This window comes from Saccharibacillus sacchari (assembly GCF_037722395.1).
GTDB classification, from domain to species: Bacteria; Bacillota; Bacilli; order Paenibacillales; family Paenibacillaceae; genus Saccharibacillus; species Saccharibacillus sacchari_A.
In genome coordinates, this window is sequence record NZ_JBBKAR010000042.1 from 76,088 (window position 1) to 96,771 (window position 20,684).

At 55.9% G+C, this 20,684-nt stretch carries 15 protein-coding genes; 8 read left to right on the plus strand and 7 right to left on the minus strand.

Annotated features, from left to right (window positions below):
• Positions 1-162 precede the first annotated feature (162 nt).
• From WKI47_RS15845 to WKI47_RS15870, 6 genes are all read right to left on the minus strand, one after another.
• Entirely contained in the window at positions 163-1,101 is a 939-nt protein-coding gene (locus tag WKI47_RS15845) for an aldo/keto reductase family protein (RefSeq protein WP_340228133.1), read from the minus strand.
• A gap of 57 nt (positions 1,102-1,158) precedes the next feature.
• On the minus strand, positions 1,159-2,190 hold the full coding sequence (locus tag WKI47_RS15850; protein ID WP_340228134.1) for an aminoglycoside phosphotransferase family protein: 1,032 nt from the start codon (positions 2,188-2,190) through the stop codon (positions 1,159-1,161).
• Positions 2,191-2,312: 122 nt separating this feature from the next.
• The gene (locus WKI47_RS15855) at positions 2,313-2,573 is read right to left on the minus strand and encodes a Txe/YoeB family addiction module toxin (protein WP_340228135.1); all 261 of its coding nucleotides are present in this window, start codon (positions 2,571-2,573) and stop codon (positions 2,313-2,315) included.
• On the minus strand, positions 2,566-2,829 hold the full coding sequence (locus WKI47_RS15860) for a type II toxin-antitoxin system prevent-host-death family antitoxin (RefSeq protein ID WP_340228136.1): 264 nt from the start codon (positions 2,827-2,829) through the stop codon (positions 2,566-2,568). Before WKI47_RS15860 ends, WKI47_RS15855 begins: the two co-directional genes overlap by 8 nt.
• A gap of 77 nt (positions 2,830-2,906) precedes the next feature.
• Positions 2,907-4,904: a ribosomal protection-like ABC-F family protein gene (gene abc-f, locus WKI47_RS15865; protein WP_340228137.1), complete on the minus strand. Its 1,998-nt coding sequence runs from the start codon at positions 4,902-4,904 to the stop codon at positions 2,907-2,909.
• A gap of 250 nt (positions 4,905-5,154) precedes the next feature.
• Positions 5,155-5,406: a hypothetical protein gene (locus WKI47_RS15870; RefSeq protein WP_340228138.1), complete on the minus strand. Its 252-nt coding sequence runs from the start codon at positions 5,404-5,406 to the stop codon at positions 5,155-5,157.
• A 195-nt stretch (positions 5,407-5,601) separates the two neighbouring features.
• Here WKI47_RS15870 and WKI47_RS15875 point away from each other — a divergent pair, with 195 nt between their 5' ends.
• Together WKI47_RS15875 and WKI47_RS15880 are read left to right on the plus strand one after the other, a co-directional pair.
• Entirely contained in the window at positions 5,602-7,140 is a 1,539-nt protein-coding gene (locus WKI47_RS15875) for an FAD-dependent oxidoreductase (protein WP_340228139.1), read from the plus strand.
• A 125-nt stretch (positions 7,141-7,265) separates the two neighbouring features.
• Positions 7,266-9,563, plus strand: coding sequence for a hypothetical protein (locus WKI47_RS15880; protein WP_340228140.1), 2,298 nt, complete (start codon positions 7,266-7,268; stop codon positions 9,561-9,563).
• Positions 9,564-10,006: 443 nt separating this feature from the next.
• Here the strand turns inward: WKI47_RS15880 and WKI47_RS15885 are convergent, their stop codons facing one another.
• Complete coding sequence (locus WKI47_RS15885) at positions 10,007-10,714, minus strand: GntR family transcriptional regulator (protein ID WP_340228141.1); 708 nt, start codon at positions 10,712-10,714, stop codon at positions 10,007-10,009.
• 236 nt (positions 10,715-10,950) lie between these two features.
• Between WKI47_RS15885 and uxuA the strand changes: the two genes are divergently transcribed.
• The 6 genes from uxuA to WKI47_RS15915 all read left to right on the plus strand — a co-directional run bounded on the left by uxuA (position 10,951) and on the right by WKI47_RS15915 (position 20,668).
• Positions 10,951-12,066, plus strand: coding sequence for a mannonate dehydratase (gene uxuA / locus WKI47_RS15890; RefSeq protein ID WP_340228142.1), 1,116 nt, complete (start codon positions 10,951-10,953; stop codon positions 12,064-12,066).
• A complete protein-coding gene (locus WKI47_RS15895; RefSeq protein ID WP_340228143.1) occupies positions 12,050-13,783 on the plus strand; it encodes a mannitol dehydrogenase family protein in 1,734 nt (577 codons plus the stop codon). The genes uxuA and WKI47_RS15895 overlap by 17 nt, the downstream gene beginning before the upstream one ends.
• Positions 13,780-15,876: an alpha-glucuronidase family glycosyl hydrolase gene (locus WKI47_RS15900; RefSeq protein WP_340228144.1), complete on the plus strand. Its 2,097-nt coding sequence runs from the start codon at positions 13,780-13,782 to the stop codon at positions 15,874-15,876. The genes WKI47_RS15895 and WKI47_RS15900 overlap by 4 nt, the downstream gene beginning before the upstream one ends.
• A gap of 95 nt (positions 15,877-15,971) precedes the next feature.
• A complete protein-coding gene (locus WKI47_RS15905) occupies positions 15,972-18,128 on the plus strand; it encodes a glycoside hydrolase family 3 C-terminal domain-containing protein (protein ID WP_340228145.1) in 2,157 nt (718 codons plus the stop codon).
• 710 nt (positions 18,129-18,838) lie between these two features.
• Entirely contained in the window at positions 18,839-19,780 is a 942-nt protein-coding gene (locus tag WKI47_RS15910; RefSeq protein ID WP_340228150.1) for an ABC transporter permease, read from the plus strand.
• A 15-nt stretch (positions 19,781-19,795) separates the two neighbouring features.
• Positions 19,796-20,668 carry a carbohydrate ABC transporter permease gene (locus WKI47_RS15915; RefSeq protein ID WP_340228146.1) on the plus strand — a complete coding sequence of 291 codons (873 nt, stop codon included), beginning with the start codon at positions 19,796-19,798 and terminating at the stop codon, positions 20,666-20,668.
• The last annotated feature ends 16 nt before the right edge of the window (positions 20,669-20,684 follow it).

The window sequence follows — 20,684 nt, forward strand, 5'->3', positions numbered from 1 at the left end:
TTGCAAACAAATATATCGTGAAATAAGCGGCAATCCTGAATAGCAAACCGACGTTTTTTACAACGAAATTTTTCAACGTCCATTCGCACCAAAAAGCGCCAATCACATCGTTCGTGATTGGCGCCCCATATCCCCTATAGCATCGCTATTTCGCACACATGCTTAGCCCAAAATTCCTTCAATCCGCTCCAGCACATCGGCATCCAGCTTAATTCCCGAAGCCGAAGCATTTTCCTTGACCTGTTCCGGGCGGCTTGCTCCTACAAGCGCGCTGGCTACGTTCGGTTGACGCAGTATCCATGCAATCGCAAGTTGGCTCACCTTGATGCCCAACTCGTCCGCGATCTTCGACAGCTCGCCGACTTTGGCAATGCGGTCCTGATTGAGCTTTTCTTCGCTCCATCCCAGCTTGGCGGCCCGGCTATCCTGCGGCGCGGCTGCACCCGGCTTGTATTTCCCGGTTAACAGCCCTTGAGCCAGCGGCGAATAAACGACTTGTCCCACGCCTTTGCGTTCGCCGAGCGGAATGATCTCCTGCTCGATATAACGGTCGAACATGTTGTATACCGGCTGATTCACCACGATGCGATCCAACAGATAACGGTCCGCCGTGCCGAGCGCTTCTTCGATCTGTGCCGCGGTCCATTGGCTCACGCCGACATACAGCACCTTGCCTTGACGCACCAGATCGTCGAGCGCCCGCAGCGTCTCGTAGACCGGAGTCTCGGCATGATGGCGATGGCAATAATAGAGATCGATATAATCGTGGCCCAAGCGCGACAGACTGGCGTTGCACTGCTCCACGATATGTTTGCGCGACAAGCCGGAATCGTTGGGGCCATCGCCCATTTTGCCGAACACTTTGGTTGCCAGTACGTACGATTCGCGCGGATAGCGCTTCAGCGCCTCGCCGACGACTTTCTCCGCTTCGCCGCGCTCGTACACATTGGCCGTATCGAAAAAGTTAATGCCTTCGTCATACGCCGCATGGATCGAGTTGACCGCATTTTCGCGTTCCACGTACCCGCCGTACGTCAGCCAACTGCCCAAACTGATTTCGCTCACTTTAAGCCCGGTCCCGCCAAGTCTCCGATAGTCCATTCGTTTATTCGCCTCCGTTGGTCTGTTTTGGGGTAAAAAAGCCTTCCTGCCTATCTTCTAACAATCTTGGGTCGCCGTCAAAAAACGTTCCCAGCCGTCTTTCAGATTGGCGTGCGCCCATTGCGTATGCTCTTCGCCGAACCCTCGGTAATGGCATTCCACGCGCATCACGAGGTCAAGATATAGCGGGTACAGCGCCCGGCGGACCTTTTGCGAATGTTCACTGCCCTCCGGCAAAGTCGCGACCTGCGAATCGGCTCCGATCGTTGCGGCCCCTATACGTATTCGCGCATCCTCTTCCCCGTATCCCTGTTCGAAAGCAGGCGAATATGCAAATTTTCCGAAGCCATATTCCATCAGCGGATCTGCCCAGAGTGCGCGCTCGAAGTCGATCAGGCTTTCGACCTGTCCGTTTTGGACGAACACATTGCCTGCCCACGAATCCCAATGGATCAGCCTCGGCGTCTTCACCTCGCGCAGCGCGTCCCGGTGCTGTTGCAATTTCGCGTCCAGATCGCCGTAGCCCATCGGAAGCTCGATGCCGGCGTCGCGCCCGTCTTGCATCACGTCGCGCATCAGCCCGATAAACGCTTCGTCCCACGCCGCCGAGTTCACCGGGTTGGGCAGATAATAACCGAACTGTGTGCCCGTGATCGTATGGATCTGCCGGAAATAACCGCCGAGTTCACGGTCGACAGTCTCTTTCTCTTGCCCGGGCATCTCTTCGCGAACTTTGTCGTAAGAGACGCCGCTTAACTTTTCCATCAAAAAGTATTCGCACGGCACGATACTTTTCGACGCGTCGTACGCATAGATTTCGGGCAGCGGCACGGTGCCGAGCGATGTCGCTTTGCGCATCACGTCCACTTCGGTGCGCATCAGTCCCCGCTCGCAGCGCATCCGGCCTTCTTCGGACTCGGCGGCCGCTTTGAGCACCGCCGAGCGCCCATCCTCCAACTGAAGCACATACGCCGAATTGGCCCATCCTTCGCCCAATTCTTGCGTATGCGTGCAGCCGCAGCCGAAATTCGCGTGCGCGATGCGTTGCAGTTCGTCCTCGCTCATTCTTCTTTTGGTCACGCTCTCCATATACCCTTCTCCTTCGTTTATCGGCTTGATCGTCATTCAAAACAGTTCGACAACGGAGCCACAGTCCCTTTTTGCGGCAAAAGCAAATACCGATCGGCCCTTGAAGGTTCGATCGGTATGGTTCAATCCCCGTAATGTTCTTTGCAGCCGATGATATAAATGTTTTCTTCATCGACCCTATAGATTAGATGATCTTTGTCCGTAATCCGCCGACTCCAATATCCCGATAAATCATGACGCAACGGTTCCGGTTTTCCGACACCCGAATATCCGTTGCGCTCAATATCCTGAATCAGCGCGTGAATCTTTTTCAGTATTTTTCGGTCTTCCTGAAACCAGGCCAGATAGTCTTCCCATGCGTAGTCAGAGAAAACTTTATTCATCTTCGTCGAGCAACAGTTCTCTGGACTGACTCATTCCCTGCTCAAGTTGCTTCCGGGATTCCAGTAGCCGATTATAGTTCTTTTTGTTGCTCATAATAAACAGATTTTCCATCATGTTATTGTATTCGTCCTGAGAAATCATGACTACGTTTTTATTGTCTTTGCGAGTCACGATCACGGTTTCGAAATCATCGGTGACTTTGTCGCAGTATTCTTTGAAATTCCCGCGCATTTCCGTATAATTGACAGCCAACATTCTGTTCTGCCTTCTTATTGCGTACATAATTAAGTTCTTTTTTCTGTACAATTTATTGTACTTTTTTCTTTTGAAAATCAATCCGCCGTCGTCAGCCATTCTTCCGTCAACTCGTCGATCGCGGTCTCCAATTGTTCTTTTTCCGCCAACCATTCGCTTAGCTGCCCGGCATCGAGAGCATGGGCCGGACCGGCCAGCATCGTCTCCAATTCGGCGCGGCGGAATTCAAGTTCGAAGATCTCCCGTTCCAGCTTCGCCGGGTCGCGCCGGGATACGGAGTTCCGGGCCGACGCCGAAGACCCCGTACGCGCGCCCTTTTTTGCGGCGATTCCGCTGTCCGGCATTCGGGAACGTTCGCCGGACGACCGAGTGTTCGATGCGGAAAGTTTCCGGGAATTTCGCGACTGCGCGGAAGCGGCTTCGTCCGGTCTGGCGGTTGCCGCCTCCAACGCCTGCTCCGCCTTTTTCCGTTCCTCGCGATACTCGTCGTACCCGCCGAGCGTTACGCGAAGCTCTCCGTTTGCCAACGCCCAGACCCGCTGCGCGATCCGGTTGATGAAAAAGCGATCGTGAGACACGGCCAGCACGGTCCCGTCATATTCCTCCAACGCTTCTTCCAGCGCTTCGCGCGAAGCGATATCGAGATGGTTGGTCGGTTCGTCGAGCAGCAGCAGATTCGGCTTTTGCCGCATCAGTACCGCAAGGCGCAATCGGCTCCATTCCCCGCCGGACAGTCCGGCAACCGGTTTGAACACGTCTTTTCCGTAAAATAAAAACTTCGCCAGACGGCCGCGCGACTCGCCTTCTTCCATCGCAGCGTGTTCCTTGTAGTAATCCAGCACGCTCATGCGATTCTCTGGCGGCGCTTCCTCTTGAGCCAGATAACCGACGCGCACGCGCGAACCCAGGCGCAGTTCGCCGCGGTCCGGTTCTTCCTGTCCCAGCACCATGCGCATCAGCGTCGTTTTGCCCGCGCCGTTGCCTCCGATCAGCACGGCGCGCTCGCCGTAACGCAGCAGAGCGTTGGCTTCGCCCAGCAGCACGCGTCGGCCGTACGCTTTATGAACGCTTTCGAGCGTCAAAACGTCTTCGCCCGTGCGTCCGTCGATTTCCAAGGCCAGACCGATCGACGCCTGTTCCAGCTGCGGACGCTTTACCTTCTCCATCCGGTCCAGTGCTTTTTGCATCGAAGCGGCTTTGCGGAAAAACTTCGGATTGTCGCCCTGCTTGCCCCATTCGATAAACCGCTTGATCGCTTCCTTCATCTGCTTGATCACCTTCTGCTGCTCCTTATATTCCTCGAACTGGCGCAGCAAACGGGCTTCCTTCTCTTCGCGGTATTGCGCATACCCGCACGGGTATGCCGTCGCTTCTCCATCCTCCAACTCGACAACCTTCCCTATCGTCTGCGTCAGGAAATAACGGTCGTGCGAGATCACGATCACCGTTGCGGACGAGTCGCGAATGAAGCCTTCCAGCCAAGCTGCCGCTTCCATGTCCAAGTGGTTGGTCGGCTCGTCGAGCAGCAGCAGATCCGCTTCGCCGAGCAGCAGCGCCGCAAGCGAGACTTTGGTTTTCTCCCCGCCCGACAATTCGGCAAAAGGCTGTGCCCGCTGTTCTGCCGGAATGCCCAGACCCGATGCGACCGCATCCACCTTCGCCGGAATCTCATACCCTCCGGCACGTTCGAACGCTTCCTGGGCTTCGCCGTATTCGCGCAGCAATCGGTCCAATGCCGCACCTTCCGACGATCCCATCTCTACCTCCAACTCCCGCTGCCGATCTTGCAGAGCCAGCACTTGCGCGAATACGTCCAGCAACACATCGCCCACGCTTCGCCGACCATAGTCCGGAATCTGATCCAATACGCCTACTTTTGCGCCGCGACGCAGCGATACCGTGCCTTCGTCCGGCGTTTCCAGCCCGGATAGCAGACGGAATAACGTGGTCTTCCCTGCCCCGTTTCCGCCGAGCAGCCCGACTTTCTCCCCCTCGTAGACATCGAATGATACGTCGCTGAGCACTTCCTGCGCCCCGTAATACTTTTTCGCCTGATGGCAGCCGATCATTAACATGTTGATTCATCCTTTCGTAAAAAGTCCTTTTCGGACTTGATTTTTGGGGTTGCATCGCAAGATTCCCGAACGGAAATCCGGACATTCCCCTGCGGCTGCCTTATCGGTTACAGAAAAATAAGTACGCAAAAAGGCCGCAAGGGAAATGTCCCCTGCGGCCTCGGATCATTAGATTGGAGGTTGCACCCATACGCGCGGCCCGGCATCCCGGACCCTTTTTTTCACTAGAACCCTGGGGGTTCTCAAAAGGTCAAGGCTGCGGAGAATAAAGCGGCCGCGCGAAAAGCGCTGACCCCATCCGCAGACGCGAGACAGGAGCGACATTTCGCTGTTCATTCATGATTGTGGACAGACGGGTACCGTTGGCAAATTTCAGCGTCGAAGGCTCAAATTTGGACAGACTGATCCCGCCCAGCATCACGGAATGAACAATGCCGCTCAGTGCCATCGGCAGCTGACCCAGCACTACAAATAAACTTGCAAGCGATTCTTTCTGTTGCATCCTATCTCACCTCCTTGTCGTCGTATGGGTTCATCTTAACCGCGCCGATTACCGGATGGCAAGCTTTTTTTCCGGCGCGCTTTTTCGCTCTGTTGTCGATTGCCTGCTCATATTCGTTTCTGAACGGCCCAAAGTGGTAAATAAGAAAGGTAGAGTTTAACTCATCCCGATCGAACCTGAGGAGGTCCCCCTGACATGAGCGAAAAATTCAACGTTCCATCCGAACTTCCAAGATATCCGCGTTCCATGTGGAGAACCGTCACGACGCTGCCGACCTTCCCCGAGCTCAAAGAAGAGATCAAAGTGGACGCTGCCGTGATCGGTGCGGGCATCGCCGGCGTAACCACTGCCTATTTGCTTGCCCTGGAAGGCTATAAAGTCGCGTTGGTCGACGCCAGTGAGATCCTGAGCGGCACAACAGGCTTCACAACGGCCAAAATCTCGGCGCAGCACGGCCTGATCTACAGCGAGTTGCTAAGCAACTTCCGCCCCGAGATTCCAAAATCGTATTACGAAGCCAATATCGAAGGATTGCGCTTTATCCGCGAGATGGTAGAGACGCACGGCATCGACTGCGATTTCAAAGAAGAAACGTCTTATCTGTACACCAATCAGGAAGACAAGCTGGACGATCTGCGCAAAGAGTTCGACGCTTACCAAGAGCTGGGCATTCCGGGACAATGGCACGAGTCGCTTCCGATTCCGGTCGACGCGATCGGCGCGATCTCCATGCCGGGACAAGCGCAGTTCAATCCGATCAAATATCTGAAGTTCCTGGTGGAAAAGTTTATCGAGAACGGCGGTTTGATCTACGAAAACACCACGATCGAAGGCGCGGTATACGGCAAGCCGATCAAAGCCTACACGATCGACGCGGAACTGCAAATCAACTGCAACGAGATGATCGTCACGACGCATTATCCGTTCTGGAACGTGCCGGCCGGTTACTTCTCGCGTCTGAACGTCGAACGCTCGTACGCGCTTGTCGTCAAGCCGGAAACGACGTTCCACGGCGGCATGTATCTGAATATCGACGACGAAAAGCGCTCGCTTCGTTCCGCGACATTCGAAGGCGAAGAAGTGCTGATCGTCGGCGGCGAGAATCATGTTCCGGGCAAAAGCGACAACACCTTCGACCATTATCTGGAATTGGAAAAATTCGCGGGCAAAACGTTCGGTTCGCGCGAAATTCCGTTCCGCTGGTCGGCGCAGGATATTACCACGTTGGATAAAATCCCGTATATCGGGCCGCTGTCGGCGGATTACCCGTTTGCGTTTATCGCGACCGGCTTCAACAAGTGGGGCATGACCAACGGTACGTTCGCCGGACTGCTGCTGCGCGACAATGTGCTGCGTCGTTCGAACCCGCATATGGATACGTTCAATCCGGGACGTTTCAACGATAAGAGCATTAGCCAGAATATCGCGACCGGTTTCAAAATGGCAAAAGAACTGATCACGGGCAAATTCGCCGGCGCGCATGAAAAAGTCGATCGTCTGGAACCGGACCAAGGCGGAGTCGTGCGCTACAAAGGCAAAAAAGTCGGCGCTTACCGCGATCCGAAAGGCGAACTTTTCCTCGTCGATACCACATGCACGCATATGGGCTGCGAGACGGCCTGGAACGATGCCGAGCGTTCGTGGGACTGCCCATGCCACGGCTCACGCTTCTCGTATACCGGCGAAGTGCTGGAAGGTCCGGCAACCGATCCGTTGAAGCGCATCGAAGAATAAACGCCGCTTCGTCCCCATTGTTAACTTCGACCCAAACCCCCGCTTCCTGATTAAGGAAACGGGGGTTCTTTTGACCGTCCTCATCATGTAGAATAACAGTAAAATCATTCCATCCGAGGTGGCGCATGAGTTCCCGCAAAAATTTCCGCAGACCGAGGCCGATTCCCTATTTGTTTCTGAGCTTTCTCGGAATCGTCGTGCTGGTGCTGATTGGCATGCTCGTCTGGCGTTTTATCGGCTTCAGCACAGCTTCGACCGCGAATACGGAGTCAATCGATTCCGGAGGCAGCATTCCGGAAGCTCGGGTTCCTGTTTTTGAAGAAAACGGAATTAAGCGAACGACATCCGTTGTCGAGGGGCAACTGGCGGTATACGACGGAACCGATTGGAAAAAATCATTCTGGCCGGGCATCAACTTCGGCGCCACGACGCCGGGGCATTATCCGGGGCAAGTCTCGCCAACCAAAGACGACTATCTCCGCTGGTTCCCGATGATGCAGGAGATGAACATTAAGGCTGTGCGCGTGTATACCATTTTGCCGCCGAACTTTTACGAAGCGCTGGCCGAATACAATGCCAAGCAGACAGAACCGTTGATGCTGATGCAGGGGATTTGGTCACCGGAAGAAGAATTGATCGGCGCGGACGGCAACGGACGGGATGCTTTTACCCATACGATCAAAGCAGGCTTCGAAAAAGAAATCCGGGACGCGGCAGCAGTCGTCCACGGGCAAGCCGTTCTTCCGGCAAGCCCCGGACACGCCTCGGGCACGTATACCGCCGACGTCTCTCCCTACTTGTTAGGCTGGGTGCTGGGTACCGAATGGTATCCGTATGCGGTGCAGACTACCAACGAAGCCCATACGGGTCTGAATCCTTACGCAGGCGAGTATTTCCGTGCCAAAGCCGAAGCTTCTCCGTTCGAGAGCTGGCTTGCCGAAATGCTGGACGTGCTCGCCACCGAAGAAATGAAGTACGGTTGGCAGCATCCGATCTCGTTCACCAACTGGGTCACAACCGATCCGCTGGATCATCCGAACGAACCGCTGGAGCAAGAAGATCTGGTCCCTGTCGATCCGATGCACATGGAACCGACAGAGTCCTGGACAGCCGGATATTTCGCTTCCTATCACGTCTATCCGTACTACCCCGACTCTCTTCGCCGGGATCGGAAATATGTGGATTACGTAAACGACGAAGGTGTCAAAGACCCGTATGCCGGTTATCTGCACGAACTGCGCGAACATCATAAAGGCATTCCGCTGGTCATCGCCGAGTTTGGCATGCCAAGCTCGCGAGGCATTGCCCACTACGGCCTGCTCGGCCGAAGCCAAGGCATGCACACCGAGAAGCAGCAGGGCGAGCTAAACGCGGGCATGCTGCATCAAATCTACAACGAAGACTATGACGGTGCGATGCTGTTCGAATGGCAGGACGAATGGTTCAAGTTTACGTGGAATACGATCGAGCTGGAAGTACCGGGCGATCGCCGCGCGATGTGGCGCAACCGCTTGACGAACGAAGAACACTTCGGCGTTCTGGCGATCGAGCCGGAAGAAAGCGCCGAAAAGCTGATGACGATCGACGGGAACACCGACGATTGGGAAAAGCGCGGTCTCGCAGCGGAAGACATCGGCAACGGCCTGCATATGGCGATGACCAGCGATTCCTCCGACCTGTATATCCTGCTGCAAAAAGACGGCGGCGACTGGAACTTCGACGAGGACGTGCTGACGCTCGGGTTCGACACGACGCCAGGCGGCAGTACGTCCGCGAAGCTTGCGCCGGGCATCAAGTTCGATAGCGGCCTGGAATTTCTGGCCCGCTTCGAAGCCGGCCAGGGCGGACGCTTGTACGTCAACAGCGCCTACGACCAGTTTAGTTGGCTATACGGCTACAAGCTGAAATCCGTGCCGTACAAAGCGGAATACGCCGACGAAGAAGCCGGTATATTCCTGCCCTGGAAGCTGGCATTGAACCGGGAGCTGTACCTGCCTCAAAGCAAAGTTACCGCTCCTTTCGAAGCTTACGACGTCGGCAAGCTGCACTGGGGCACCAACGATCCCGACAGCGAAAAATTCAATAATTTATCCGACTGGTATTTGCAGGGAGATACGCTGGAGCTGCGCATTCCGTGGATGCTGCTTGGTTTCACCGATCCGAGCAAGCTGCAAGTGTGGAAGTATCCGTATGGCACGGAAGCCGTCACGCCGATCGACACGAATGGCGTATCGGTCTCCGCCGTTCTGTCGGGAGCGGAAGCATCTACGGGCTCGAATGTCGCTTCTCCGGCTTCGAAAACGTATATCTGGGATGCTTGGGATCTGCCGCCTTACCACGAACGCCAGAAAAAAAGCTTCGCTATTCTCAAAGACACGTTCGCCGAATACGACAAACCGGTCAAAGGCTCGACGCGCGAGTAGCCGTGCCCACGACCCGCCGATTCGAAACGTTCAAGCGGCCGCAAAACGCCGGAGCGTTAGGCGGCCAAAGCGCCGATCGGCCATAGTGCCAAGTCGGATCGGTCAGGGTCGAGTCGGGTGGATCGGCCTGATTATGAGCGAGAATTCGAGAAATAAATGCTCAAATCCATTTATTTCGTTTGATCTGCTCTCGGATTTTAAAATACATGCAAATCTACATTTATTCGAAGAAAAAAGGCGTTATCGCGTATAAGAACGAGAAAATAAGTGTATATCCGTATTTATTTTTTTCAAGCCGCAAAAACAGAAGAAAATACCTGTATATTCGCACTTATTTTCAAAATTCCGCTTCCATTCCGCTTTTTACCGTAAGCAAACAGACCCGTTCCGGCTCGACGCCGTTCGGGTCTGTTCAGTTTTGTTCGGGTCTTTTTGCTTGCGGTTCACGATTTGCTGTTCGCGTTCACAGATTCCGAAGAGTCGAAGCTTGGCATGTTCAGATACTCCGCAAAATTCTCCAACAAATAAGCCGCATTGATATCCTCGTGCAAATGATGCTCGACAATCTCGTCGATCTTCTCCGCATCCCGCCCAATGACGCTATCGAGAATCAAGCGATGCTCGGCAAGAATCGCTTTGAGCTTCTCTTTTTTGAGCAAATGCAATCGACGGTAGCGGGCATAATGCGCATTGGACTGCTGGATCAGATCCCATAAAAACACCCGTCCGGCCAACGCGAACAACGCCTTGTGAAACGCATCGTCCAATTGCAAAAAAGCTTCATGTGCGTGTTCCTGTTGGATCGTCTCCTCCTGGCGGTCCAAAATTTCTTTCAGTTCCAGCACCCCTCGAAGAGGCAGCGGAGACGTATGGGAAGCCAGGTTTTTGATAATGTCCTTTTCCAACGTGCTGCGCAAATAAATGATCTGCTCCACCGATTCCAGATCGATATACGAGACCAGATTGCCCCGCTTCGGATACACGTCGATATACCCCTCATGCGCAAGCTGCTTGAGCACGTCCCGCAGCGGCGTACGCGAAATCTGAAAGCGCTCCGACAAAGCCGTCTCGCTGAGTATGCTACCCGGCTTCAGTTCCAGCGTTAAAATCTCGTTTCTCAACTGACGCAAAATCCCCGCCTTGCTGGTCATCCCCTCGCCCTCTTTCCTGAATGATGTCCCCCTGCCGTACACGTTCAAAAGTAGTATACAACGTTTGCACCCAAACAAAAACAAACGTTTTCAAAAAAGTAATTGCAAAGCAAGACACCGATAAAAACCTTAAAAATAATCAATTGACAGCAAGAGGGAACGGCACTATGATATAGCTGTTCTTGTATACAAGATTTGCTTGAAAAATAGAGTAGGGTCACTTGGGAGGCTATTTCATGAAAATGACCTGGCGATGGTACGGCGAAGGCAACGACAATATTACACTCGATCAGATCCGGCAAATTCCGGGCGTAAGCGGAATCGTCTGGTCTTTGCATCACAAAACGGCCGGCGAAGTCTGGGAAGCCAGCGAAATTCTCGCGGAAGCCGAACATATCAAATCCAAAGGATTTTCCGTAGCCGTGGTTGAAAGCGTTAACGTGCATGACGATATCAAGATCGGGCTTCCTTCGCGCGATCGCTATATCGAGATTTACGCCGATACGATTCGCAAACTGGCGGCGGTCGGCGTTGAAGTCATCTGCTATAACTTTATGCCGATCTTCGACTGGACGCGCACCAATCTCTATTATCCGCTACCGGACGGTTCAAACGCTTTGTTTTATGAGAAGGCTTCCATCGCAACCGATCCGCACGAGATGGCAGAAATGATCATACGCGGCGGCGGTAACTTTACGATTCCCGGTTGGGAACCGGATCGCTTGTCGCGGCTGGATGAACTGTTCGCGGCCTATGCCGACGTCACCGAGGAGAAGCTGTTCGACAATCTCGTGTATTTCCTGAACAAGCTGATGCCGGTGTGCGAAGAATGCGGAATCAAAATGGCGATCCATCCGGACGATCCCGCTTGGCCGATCTTCGGACTGCCCCGCATCGTACGCAGCCAGGATACCATTCGCAGATTGCTGAACGCCGTCGATCATCCGCATAACGGTCTGACGTTCTGCTCCGGTTCGCTGGGAACCAATCCGCAAAACGATCTACCGTCCATTATCAGCGAGTTCAAAGACCGGATCTACTTCGCGCATCTGCGCAACGTGAAAATCTTCGACAACGGCGATTTCGTCGAAGTGTCCCATAAACTCGGCGACGGAAACGTGAACCTGCCGGAACTGGTTCGGGTGCTGCACGAGAATGGATACGAAGGCTACGTGCGCCCGGATCACGGACGTCACCTTTGGGGAGAAGAAGCCCACTGCCGACCGGGATACGGATTGTATGATCGTGCTTTTGGCGTTATGTATCTGCTCGGGGCCTGGGACGGATTGGAGAACGCCAAGCAACGTGCCGCGCAAATGCAAGGAGGCGAAGTTAGTGTTGGAGCTGAGTGAACGAGGACTGGAGCATACGGAAGCTTGGAAAGCAGCCGGAGTCGAACTTCCCCGGTTCAATCGCAGACAAGTTGCGGAGCATACCTTGGACCACCCGCGCTGGGTTCATTTCGGCGCAGGCAATATTTTTCGCAGCCTGATCGCCAAAGCTCAACAAAAACTGTTAAACCAAGGACTCGCCGACACCGGCATTATCGCGGCGGGCACGCCCGATTCGGAAACGATCGATCTGGTGTACCGGCCGCACGACAATCTGACGCTGTTGGTCGAGATGGATGCCGAAGGCCGACTGCGCAAAGAAGTGCTCGCCAGCGTGGCGGAAGCGCTTTGTGCCGATCCTTTTCGCACCGACGACTATGCCCGTCTGGTGCGCGCTTTCGAGAATCCAAGCCTTCAGCTCGTGTCTTTTACGGTTACGGAAAAAGGCTACGCCTTGACCGAACCGCGCGGCGGCTACACGCAAGAAGCACTGAACGATTTCGAAGCCGGGCCGGAAGCGGCCGAGCAGGTGATGGCCGTAGTCGCGGCGCTGGCCCTTCGCCGCTACCGCAAAGGAGCGTCGCCGCTGGCCTTCGTCAGTCTGGACAATTGTCCGCATAACGGCGACGTGCTGCGAAAAGGCCTGACGACCGTAGCGAAAGAATGGGCAATCCGAGGACATGCGGAAAAAGGATTTGTGCATTATTTGGAAAATCGGAGTCTGGTTTCTTTTCCGCTTACGATGATCGATAAAATTACGCCGCGGCCTTCTTCGTTGATTCGCGAAGAGTTGAAGCGGCTCGGCATCGGCGGCATGGAGGAGATCACGTCTTCCCGCCATACATACGCCGCTCCATTTGTGAATGCCGAAAATATCGAGTATCTGGTGATTGAAGACGATTTTCCGGCAGGCCGTCCGCCTCTCGAAGCGGCAGGCATTCTGTTCGCCGACCGCGACACCGTCAATCGAGCGGACGCGATGAAAGTGACGGCCTGCCTCAATCCGCTGCATACGGCGCTCGCCGTTACCGGATGCCTGCTGGGATATACGCGGATCTCTGACGAGATGCGCGACCCCGTGCTCCGAGCCTTGGCTGAACGCATCGGCAGAAACGAAGGTCTTCCAGTCGTTGTCGATCCCGGTATCCTGTCTCCCGAAAAGTTTCTGGACGAGGTATTGAATAAGCGGTTCCCGAATCCGTTTATCCCGGATACGCCGCAGCGGATCGCTTCCGACACGTCGAAAAAGATCGGGATTCGCTTCGGTCATACTCTTCGCGCTTATATGGAACGGGCAGAACTGGACGCCGCCGACCTGACCGCGATTCCGTTGGCGATCGCGGCCTGGTGCCGGTACCTGATGGGCGTCGACGACGAAGGACGGCCGTTCGAGCCGAGTCCCGATCCGATGCTGGAAGAACTGCGTCGACGCTTGAACCGTCCGGCGGACCGGACAGCCGACACCGCCGAAGCGTTTGAAACTGCCTCGAAGATGTCCGACCGCAAAGACGTGTGGCCCGGCGCGCTGCCGAACGTGCGCGCGATTCTTGCGGACGCCGAATTGTTCGCGGTCGATCTTTACGCGGCCGGTCTCGGCGGCAAGATCGAAAAGATGTTCCGCGACATGCTGGACGGACCGGGCGCGGTCCGGCGCACATTGGAACGGGAACTCGGCACGGAACGTCACGACGCTGACGATCCGGCCCGGATTCCCGCAGAAAGGAGCAACCCGTTATGACCTTTTCTTCAAAAGGCTATGCCGCTTGGCTTCCGTCGGACCGCTGGCAGGACGAGCAACGCATCGAAGCGTGGCGTCCGCTACTGGAGCAGATCGACGCCCGCATGGAACTTCGTGCGGCAGGTCCCGGAGCCGCCGCTCTGCAAGAACTGGCGAACGGTATCGAGATTCTCACCGGAACCCCGCCTTCGCTAACGCTGAAAGCCGGTTCGCCTCCCGTTATCGTGCTGGGTTCGCCGCAAGCGGCCCAACGGTCGCTGGAAGAATTGAAGGCGCTTCCTTTGGCGGAAGAAGCGTACGCGCTGCGTATCGGAGCGGCAAGCGAAAATGAAAATCAGGACGGCGAACAAGCCGCCTACGCCATCCTTCGCGGCGGCTCTGAACGCGGATTGCTGTACGGCGCGTTCGCTTTGCTCCGCTTGATAGACTCTGATCCGCGCGGCCCGCGCGATCTGGACCTGGCGGAATCGCCAAGAAATCCGCTGCGCATGATCGATCAATGGGACAATATGGACGGCAGCGTGGAACGCGGCTACTCCGGCGGGTCGATCTTTTACCGGGATAACCGAATCCTGCTCGAATCGCCGCGCATCGACGATTACGCCAGGCTACTGGCTTCGGTCGGCATCAACGCGATCTCGGTCAACAACGTCAACGTGCACCGCGAGGAAACGAAACTGATTACCTCCGCCCTGCTGCCCGACGTCAGACGGTTAAGCGATACGTTCGGACGCTACGGCATCCAGTTGTTTTTGAGCGTCAATTACGCCGCTCCGATCGAACTCGGCGAACTGGACACGGCAGACCCGTTGAATACTGATGTCCAACACTGGTGGCAGCGCAAAGTCGCCGAAATCTATGCGGCCGTGCCGGACTTCGGCGGCTTCGTGGTCAAAGCCGATTCCGAAAACCGGCCCGGCCCGTTCACCTACGGACGCGATCACGCCGACGGCGCCAATCTGCTGGCCGACGCTTTGGCTCCGCACGGCGGACTGGTGATGTGGCGCTGCTTCGTCTACGACTGCCATCAAGACTGGCGCGACCGTTCGACCGACCGCGCGCGGGCGGCTTACGATCATTTCCGCGATCTGGACGGCCGATTCCGCGACAACGTCGTGCTGCAAATCAAAAACGGCCCGATGGACTTCCAGGTGCGCGAGCCGGTCTCGCCGCTGTTCGGCGCGATGCCGCGCACGAACCAAGTGATGGAATTCCAGATCGCGCAGGAATATACCGGCCAGCAGCGAGACATCTGCTTCCTCGTTCCGCAATGGAAAAAGTCGCTGGACTTCGATACTCTCCTGAACGGAGCAGGATGTACAGTCAAACAAATCGCGGCTGGAAAAGTGCACCCGTTTACCCGGAGCGGCGTGGCCGCAGTCTCCAATATCGGCAACGACGACAATTGGACGGGGCATCATCTGGCGCAGGCCAATCTGTTCGGCTTCGGCCGCTTGGCCTGGAACCCGGAGCTGGAATCGGACGCGATCGCGGAAGAATGGAGCGCGTTGACGTTCGGCGCGGACACTCCCGTCGCTCGTTTCGTCGCAAAACTGCTGCTGGAGTCGTGGCCGGTGTACGAAAGCTATACCGCCCCGCTCGGCGTCGGCTGGATGGTGCAGCCGCATTACCATTACGCGGTCGACGTGGACGGTTACGAATATTCGAAATGGGGCACCTACCATTTCGCCGACCGGGACGGCCTCGGCGTCGACCGGACGCTGGCGACGGGAACCGGTTATACCGGACAATACGCCGACGAAAACCGCGACCGCTACGATTCGCTGGAAGAATGCCCGGACGAACTGCTGCTCTTTTTCCATCATGTTCCTTACACGCATGTGCTGAAGTCGGGCAAGACGGTCATTCAGCATATTTACGACAGCCGTTTCGAAGGCGCGGACGCCGTGGACCGTTGGATCGCGCGCTGGCGGGAGTTGGAGGCTGACGTCGATCCCGAACGTTTTGCGCATATCCTGCATCGTCTGGAAGGACAATCGGAGAACGCGAAGCAGTGGCGGGACGCGGTGAATACGTACTTTTACCGCAAATCGGGCATTCCCGACGAACGGGAACGCACCGTTTACGCCTGATCGTCGAGCAAGCATTGCGGCAGCGCGTTTGTTTTGGGTCCGTTTTGCACGAACCCGGCGGATTTATCCCTATGTATTCGAAGGAGGACACGACTGTGACGCAACAAGCAGAAACGATAAACGGCTACAAAAAACGGGCCAAGCAGCTCGTCGCGCAAATGACTTTGAAAGAAAAAATCCATCAGATGGTGCACGCCGCCCCGGCGATCGAACGGTTGAACGTCAAAGCGTACAACTGGTGGAACGAAGGATTGCACGGCGTGGCGCGCGCCGGCACGGCGACCATTTTCCCGCAAGCGATCGGCTTGGCCGCGACGTTCGACGAAGACCTGCTGCAAGAAGTCGCCGACGCGATCGCCACCGAAACGCGTTCGAAGTTCAATATGCAGCAACGATACGGCGATACGGACATCTATAAAGGACTGACGCTGTGGGCGCCGAACGTCAACATTTTCCGCGATCCGCGTTGGGGCCGGGGGCATGAGACGTACGGCGAAGACCCGCATCTGACCGCCCGCTTGGCCGTGCGTTTTATCCGGGGACTGCAAGGCGACGACGAAAAATACCTCAAAACGGCCGCCTGCGCCAAACATTTCGCGGTCCACTCCGGGCCGGAAGACGTGCGCCACAGCTTCAACGCCGTCGTCTCGGACAAAGATCTGCGCGAGACGTATCTGCCCGCGTTCAAAGCCTGCGTGGAAGAAGCGAACGTCGAAGCCGTGATGGGCGCGTACAACCGGACCAACGACGAACCGTGCTGCGGCAGCGAACTGCTGCTGGAGCAGATCCTGCGCGGCGAATGGAACTTCGACGGGCATGTCGTGTCCGACTGCTGGGCGATCCGCGATTTCCATCTGCATCACAAAGTCACCGCGAACGAAGTGGAGTCGGTGGCTTTGGCCGTGAAAAACGGGTGCGACCTGAACTGCGGCAGTCTGTTCCTGTTCCTGCAAGACGCCGTGGCGCAAGGCCTGGTGACGGAAGAACAGATCGACAAGGCGGTGACGAGACTGTTCACTACCCGCTTCAAACTGGGACTGTTCGACGAGCCGGAACAAGTGCCGTTCTCTTCGATCGGCTACGCGGAAACCGATTCTCCGGCGATGAAGGCGCTCAATCTCACAGCCTCGCGCGAATCGCTGGTGCTGCTCAAAAACGACGGCCTGCTGCCGCTGGATCGTAGCCGCTTCCGCACCGTCGGCGTGATCGGCCCAAACGCCAACAACCGCCGCGCGCTCGTCGGCAATTACGAAGGCACCGCGTCGCGCTATATCACGCCGCTCGAAGGCTTGCAGGATTACCTCGGCGACGGCGTGCGCGTGCTGTACTCCGAAGGCTGCCACTTGTTCCAGAACAAAGTCGGCGGACTGGCCCAACCGGGCGACCGCCTGGCCGAAGCCAAAGGCGTCTGCGCCGAAAGCGACCTGATCGTCGTCTGCCTCGGCCTGGATTCCGGCCTCGAAGGCGAAGAAGGCGATATAGGCAACGCCTTCGCCAGCGGCGACAAGCCGAATCTCGACCTGCCCGGCCAGCAGGAAGAACTGCTGCGCATCGCGCACGAGAGCGGCAAGCCTGTCGTGCTGGTGCTGCTCGCGGGCAGCGCGCTCGCCGTCAACTACGCCGACGCGCATATCCCCGCGATCGTGCAAGGCTGGTATCCGGGCGCGCAAGGCGGCCGCGCCATCGCGGAGCTGCTGTTCGGCGAATACTCGCCTTCCGCCAAACTCCCGGTCACGTTCTACCGCACCACCGAAGAACTTCCGGCGTTCACGGACTATTCGATGAATAACCGCACCTATCGGTATATGCGAAGCGAAGCGCTCTACCCGTTCGGCTTCGGCCTGACCTACGGACAGATCGCGATCGACTCCGTAGAGCTGGACGCGGACTCCGTTACCGAGTCCGGTATCCGCGCCAAAGTCCGCTTGCACAACGCCGGAACGCTCGACGCTTCCGAAGTCGTGCAAGCGTACGTCCGGGCCGACAGCCCGGGCGCCCCGAACGCGCAGCTCAAAGCGTTCCGCAAAGTCCATGTGGCCGCCGGCACTTCCGTCGACACCGAGCTGACCTTGCCGCTCGACGCTTTCGCCCTATACGGCGAAGACGGCACGACCTCGATCGCGGCGGATACTAACTATACGCTGCATATCGGCTTCTCCCAACCCGACGCCCGCAGCGTTGCCTTAACCGGCCGCACGCCGCATTCGTTCACCTTAACCGCCCGGACAGCGGAAAAATCCCGCTTCTTCTAGGGGGCAGGAGGTTCGGGAGGTTCGGGTGTTTCGCCTATCGCTCCGGGTTGTTTTCCTCCGGAAAGCCAAAAGTCGCTCTAGTCGAAAAACCCGAACCCAGGTAGGGGAAAAGGATTCTTCCTTTTTAAAAAATAGGGATCAGACCTCTAACCGATCGCATGACCGTTAGACGACTATTTTTCGACCTTTTCAAAAAGTAACGGATCGTAGAGACGCTTAGACGCTCAAAAGGAAAAAAACCGGCACGATAATCGCCTTTTTCCACACCTAAGCGTCACCTCGTTCCGTTAGCCCAAATCGAACTTGCGTCGATCTATTTAAACGCTCCATTCGGATGTCTATCCGATCAAGCTGATCCTTGCCCTTCGGACCCTAAAAAGCTTCGCCGGGATAACTTGTAGATCCAAAACATTCACCGTCGCCCGTCTTTCGTCCTTTTCGCTTCTCAGTTTCTCAGTTTCTCAACTCTTTATCTTTTCAGCTCTTTATCTTTCGAACTTAATTTCTTTACCTAACTCTACCCACCCAAGTGCCTGGGCAGAGGGGAAATTCCAGCGTAGGAGCGTTAGCGATCGCCTTTGTCCTCGGGAAATCTCTATTTAAATCCAATTCCAATTTCCCGAGGACAACACGCGACCGAAGCGGAATTTCCCCTCTGCCCCACGCACCCCACCATCCCCCCATTTTAAGGAGGTGCTCCCCCATTGGGAATCTTAACGCGCAAACAAGTCAATATCCGCGAAACGAAAAGAGATTCGCTGGCTCGCCACGTTCGCAAAGAATGGGTGCTCTACTCGTTCCTGATCTTGCCGGTGCTGTACTTCCTGATTTTCAAGTACGCGCCGATGCTGGGCAATATCATCGCGTTCCGCAAATACCGGGGCGGTCCCAATTTTCTCGGTACGGAATGGGTCGGCTTCAAGTATTTCGAGATGTTCATGAAAGACCCGACCTTCTGGCGGGCGTTCCGCAACAACCTGCTGCTCAGCGTCTTTTACCTGCTGGTCCGTTTTCCGTTGACGCTGATCTTCGCTCTGCTCATCAACGAGCTGAAAAATATCGGGGTCAAAAAGTTCGTGCAGACCGTCTCCTACCTGCCGCACTTTATCTCGACCGTCATCGTGGCCGGCATGGTCAAAGAACTGCTGGCGCTGAACGGTCCGATCAACGGTCTGCTGCAACAGATCGGACTGCCGAAGCTGTCGTTCATCTCGCTGCCGGAATGGTTTCCGACGATCTACATATCCTCCGGCATCTGGCAAGCGCTCGGCTGGGGCACCATTTTGTATCTCGCCGCGATGACCACCATCAATACCGAGCTGTACGAAGCGGCGCGGATCGACGGGGCGAACCGGCTCAAGTTGGCTTGGCACGTGACGATTCCGGGCATTTTGCCGACGATCATGACGCTGCTCATTCTCGATATCGGCGGCATTCTCGGTTCGAATTTCGAGAAAATCCTGCTGCTGTACAATCCGCTCACCTACGAGACGGCGGACGTCATCTCGACTTACGTGTACCGAATCGGCATCAGCGGCGGCAGCTTTAGCTACGCGACGGCCGTCGGCTTGTTCGAAGGCATCATCGGACTCATTCTCGTCATGTCGGCCAATTACGTTTCCCGCAAAACGACCAAAACCAGCCTTTGGTAGAAAGGAGCCTGCGCTATGGGCAATACGTTATCGTATCGGCTTTTCCGGGTGTTCAACGCTTTTGTCATGTTGCTCGTCATCTTGTTCACGCTGTATCCGTTCCTGTATCTGATCGCGCAGTCGTTCAGTTCGGAATCGGCGATCTACGCGGGTAAAGTCACCATTTTCCCGGTTGAATTCACCGCCGCCACGTACAAGCTCATTTTGAGCAAGCCGGACTTTTACCTCTATTACTGGAACACGCTGGTCTATTCGGTGCTCGGCACGTTTATCGCGGTCATGGGCACGGCTATACTGGCGTATCCGTTGTCCAAAGACAAGCTGCGATTGAACAAATTTTTTATCCCGTTCGTGCTGTTCACCATGTACTTCAGCGGCGGACTGATCCCTAACTTCATCCTGATCTCCAAAACGCTGCATATGCGGGACACGATGTGGGCGATCATTATTCCCGGCGCGATCAGCGCGTTCAACGTCATTTTGATGAAAACGTTCTTCGCGTCGATCCCGAACGAGGTCGAGGAAGCGGCGAAAGTCGACGGGCTCGGCGGTTACGGCATCTTTTGGCGGATCGTGCTCCCGTTGTCCAAGCCGATTCTCGCCACCATGACCCTGTTCTGCATCGTCGGCATCTGGAACAACTGGTTCGGCCCGGCGCTGTATCTGCAATCGAAAGAAAAATGGCCGGTCGCGCTGTACCTCAGGCAAATCATCGACAGCACGGTCAGCACGGCGGAGGTCGGAGCGAGTGCCGAGACGTCCACGCAGATTGCCGCCACGATCAAATCGGCCGCTATGGTGCTCACGTCGCTGCCGATCATCTGTATCTATCCGTTCGTGCAGAAATATTTCGTTCAAGGCATGATGATCGGTTCGGTCAAAGGATAACAAGCCACACATAAAC